Genomic DNA, 3915 nt, shown 5'->3' with positions numbered 1-3915 from the left:
AGTTGATGGTGATATCAGAAATACCTTGTTCGCCTTTCATCCAAGCGTGGCTGATTGCAGATTGCTCAGCGTGTACTGTTTGGCCAAGTTGAACACCAGCGATTTCAAGGTTTGCACCAAAATACAGAGTGCCAGACAAACCACGCACGATTGCACCAACATAAAAGTCAGATAACGGAGCGTAAGAATAGGCTGCGGCAAAAGGAAGTAGCGCAATACGTAGCTCGTCATCCGCGAAACCACTTGCTTGCAGTAGGCTAGCAAATTGTTCTGGAGACAATGTCGCGTCAAAGTTGTCTGCTAATACGATGTCACTCAAAAGTGCTTTGATTGCTGTTGGAGCACTTTCCAGCGCCAGGGTAATACGACTGTTCATGTTGAATCCTTAATTGACCTTAGGCTTTAATTCTATGCAATGCTCAGGAATTTTCTGTGATAAAGATCACCATTGAATTGTTGTTGTTACATTGGTTTGCATAATTAGAGTGAGGTCACACTTGAAATCGATTACAAGAGCCATTTATACAGCTGATATCGCACTTAGTGCTCGTAAAAGACCGTGACTTGACTGCTATTGCTAAATAAATGCGAATAAAAAGCCCAAACAGACACTGTAATAAACAGCATTCTGGTTGGGCTGGATCGCGTAGTGATCGTTTAGGTTAAGAATAGAACCAAACCACGAGCGAAAATATACTCGGTGCGATGATCGAGGTAATGACGCCACAAAGCACAAGAGCCAACGAACTGAATGCAGCATCTTCCTGATTCTTTTCAGCACAGGTCGCAGTACCTAAAGCATGAGACACGGTACCCATGGTTAAACCTCGGGCAATAGGGCTCTTAATACCAATGAGATTGTAGATTGGATAAGCAAAAATTGCCCCAAATAGACCAACAATCAATACCAGTATTGCCGCAATCGCTGCTTCACCACCTAAATGGCTCGATACTTCCATCGCAATTGGTGTGGTGACTGACTTACCTAATAAACTCGCAATCAAACTTAAGTCTGCTTTAAAGGCGACCGCAATCATTGCTGTTGTTGTCATCGACATCACACTGCCTAGTGTGCAAGCAAAGGTGATGATGCGCCAGTTGGCTCTGATTTGAGGTAGCTGTTCATAAAGCGGATAAGCAAGGGCAACTACCGCGGGCTGCAGCATGTAGGTAATCCAGGTGTTGTCCGCATAGTAAGTCTCAAACGGTACTTTGAAGAACGTGAGTATCGGAATGATGATACCAATGCTGATCAGCAGGGGATTACACAGTGGTGAGTTCACTTTCTGACTTACCCAGCGAGCAAACAGGAATACCACGATGGTGAGTAGAATCCACATGATCAGTTACCTCTCGAAAGCAAGCGGTCTAAAAACCATGATAAGGACACCAACACCAGCAACGTGCCACCAACGGCGCTCGCCATAATTGGCAATGCGTTCGCGATGAGCATGTCGAAGTGATCCATCAACCCAACACTGATCGGAACAAACAGTAAGATCATTAGGCGGATAATCAAGCTTGCACCGGGTTGTACCCAGTGCGAAGGAACAATACCAATCACCATGGCGGCAAACAGAATCAACATGCCAAAAATACTGCCTGGGATTGAGGTATCCAAAAAGTGCTGTAACGCGTTACCTACTGTAAGTGCACCTATGATTAAGGTGAAGGAGATTAAGCAGTAAACCAGTTGGATCAATCTTTCTTTCAAAGTGTTACGTCTCTTGATAATGGAATTAACTAGCTAACTTTTCTACGTATTGATAAACCGCCTTCAAGATAGCCATTTTCTTCTCGTCACTTTCATGTTCGTGCGCGAGGTTTTCAAGGTTGAGCATGTACTCTTCTAAACGGCACTCATAAAACTCACGACAATGGTTTGCCCATTTCAATTGCTCAGCTTCGTCGAGCGTCCATGGGAAGTTACGTGCACGGTAACGGAACAGTAACGGTTTAATACGTTCGTCACTGAAGGTGATATCCAAAGCTGCCAAGTTGTTCGGGTCAGTTTCACGAATGATGTTCATCGCTGTTTTATCAGCAGGTGAAAAGAAACCGTCGTAAAGGTGGGTATCAACATCATCACTCTTTTCGTACTCGCGCTCTTGAGAGTAAAGGCCAATGAGTTTTTCGCGGATCTCTGGATGTTCGCGCAGCAGTGCCAAGTTCTTCAAGCATTGTTGGCGATCGATACCGATGGTTTCGGCATTTTCAGCCGTCAGCGTTTTGGCTGGAGCAAGAATAGGGCACTTGTTCAGTTGAACCAATTTGATGGGTACGGGTAGCTCGTCTTCACTCAGTTCACTGCGTTTGGTGTAGAGTCTGTCTCTGAGTTCATCAGCGTCCAGTTCTAGTAGTGGGCTTGGATCTTTAGCTAAATCAACCACGATAACCGCATTTTGATTAGTTGGGTGCCAAGCCATAGGCACAATCCAGCTTGTGTAGTTGCAGTCACGGCCAAACATGCCCGAAACGTGCATCAATGGTGTCATGTTTACGATGTCAACTAGGTCATTTAGCTTACGCTTATGACGCATGTTGTAAAGGTAATCGAACATCTTAGGTTGTGCAGCTTTAAGCTTCTTTGCTAACTCGATGGTCGCAATAACATCGGCCATCGCATCGTGCGCGTTCTCGTGTTCAATGCCGTTTGCCACAGATAGGTGTTCCAGTTTGAAACTTGGATAACCTTCTTCGTTCTCTGGCCAAACAATGCCTTCAGGGCGCAGTGCGTGAACAGCGCGCATTACATCTAATAGATCCCAACGTGAGTTGCCGTTCTGCCAGCTCCACGCATATGGGTCAATGAAATTTCGGTAACAGGTGTAACGCGTTACTTCATCATCGAATCGGATACTGTTGTAGCCAAGGCTTGTGGTGTTTGGTCTCGCCAACTCAGCATGGATCTTAGCGATAAACTCTGGCTCAGGGAGACCTTGTGAAGCCGCTTTCTGTGGTGTGATACGGGTGATCAACGCAGCTTCAGGCGCAGGGAGGTAATCAGCAGGAGGTTGGCAATAGATAACCAGAGGCTCTCCAATAACATTGAAATCTTGGTCGGTACGAACACCCGCAAACTGACTCGGACGGTCTTTTGCTGGGCTAACGCCCCACGTTTCGTAATCGAAAAAGAAGTAGGTCGGCTGATTATCTGAACTCATTGAAATTCCTGAACAGCAAGCGCAGAACGTTTACTGTGGCTGAAGGTTAGTTTTGTTCAGTATCTGATAGTATGCGGTACGCGTGCAACCCAGATCACAAATAAATTGTCGGAAAACGGTGCTTTACTATTCAATCGAGTCGGTGGGGATGTCTTTGAATCCAGTTGAGGCGGTATCTTAGTTAATACAATCTGTCTATCGTCCGTTTAATCCGATGGGGGTGAGAGTATCAACTGGACTTTCTGTTTAATGGTTAGCTCTCGGTTTCTCAAATCTTTGAATATAGCCTTCCATTCTTGAAAGGTGACGATTATAGGGTTAAAACTGTTTACGGGTTTGGTGACGCCGTAACGCACGGTTTCAATTTCAGGCTCGAACGTACCAAACAATTTATCCCAAATGATCAAAACGCCGGCGTAGTTCTTATCGATGTATTGCGGGTTTTTGCCGTGATGCACACGGTGGTGTGATGGGGTGTTAAAGATGTATTCAAGTGGCCCCAAGCTTCGTATCCATTGTGTATGGACGAAGAACTGCAAACCTAGATTCAGAAGCACCACAAAGACGACCCATTTAGGGTCAAAACCTATGATGACCAACGGTATCCAGAAAAGCCACATCCCAGCAAGTGGATACATTAAGCTTTGACGGAAAGCCGTACTGAAGTTCATGCTTTCTGAACTGTGGTGTGCCACGTGTGCTGCCCACATCCAGCGAACACGATGGCTTGCTCTATGAAACCAGTAATAGC

Annotated in this window: 5 protein-coding genes; all 5 read right to left on the bottom strand. The window is 45.6% G+C overall.

All coding sequences use genetic code 11. From position 1 onward, the window contains the following. Positions 1-376 (bottom strand): cytidine deaminase (gene cdd / locus AB4496_RS27275; protein ID WP_372133081.1); only part of this gene is annotated, 376 nt, incomplete at its 3' end. Between the two features lie 286 nt (positions 377-662). Next, positions 663-1340, bottom strand: coding sequence for an LrgB family protein (locus AB4496_RS27270; protein WP_009846948.1), 678 nt, complete (start codon positions 1338-1340; stop codon positions 663-665). Between the two features lie 2 nt (positions 1341-1342). Next, positions 1343-1714, bottom strand: coding sequence for a CidA/LrgA family protein (locus AB4496_RS27265; RefSeq protein ID WP_009846947.1), 372 nt, complete (start codon positions 1712-1714; stop codon positions 1343-1345). A 25-nt stretch (positions 1715-1739) separates the two neighbouring features. Further along, on the bottom strand, positions 1740-3164 hold the full coding sequence (gene sbcB, locus AB4496_RS27260; RefSeq protein WP_009846946.1) for an exodeoxyribonuclease I: 1425 nt from the start codon (positions 3162-3164) through the stop codon (positions 1740-1742). A 206-nt stretch (positions 3165-3370) separates the two neighbouring features. Then, on the bottom strand, positions 3371-3915 hold a 545-nt coding region (locus AB4496_RS27255; protein WP_372133078.1), incomplete at its 5' end, for a sterol desaturase family protein.

Source organism: Vibrio sp. 10N.222.46.A1, from assembly GCF_041473595.1.
In the GTDB taxonomy this organism is placed as follows: domain Bacteria; phylum Pseudomonadota; class Gammaproteobacteria; order Enterobacterales; family Vibrionaceae; genus Vibrio; species Vibrio tasmaniensis_A.
This window is presented reverse-complemented; position numbering and strand designations above follow the sequence as displayed.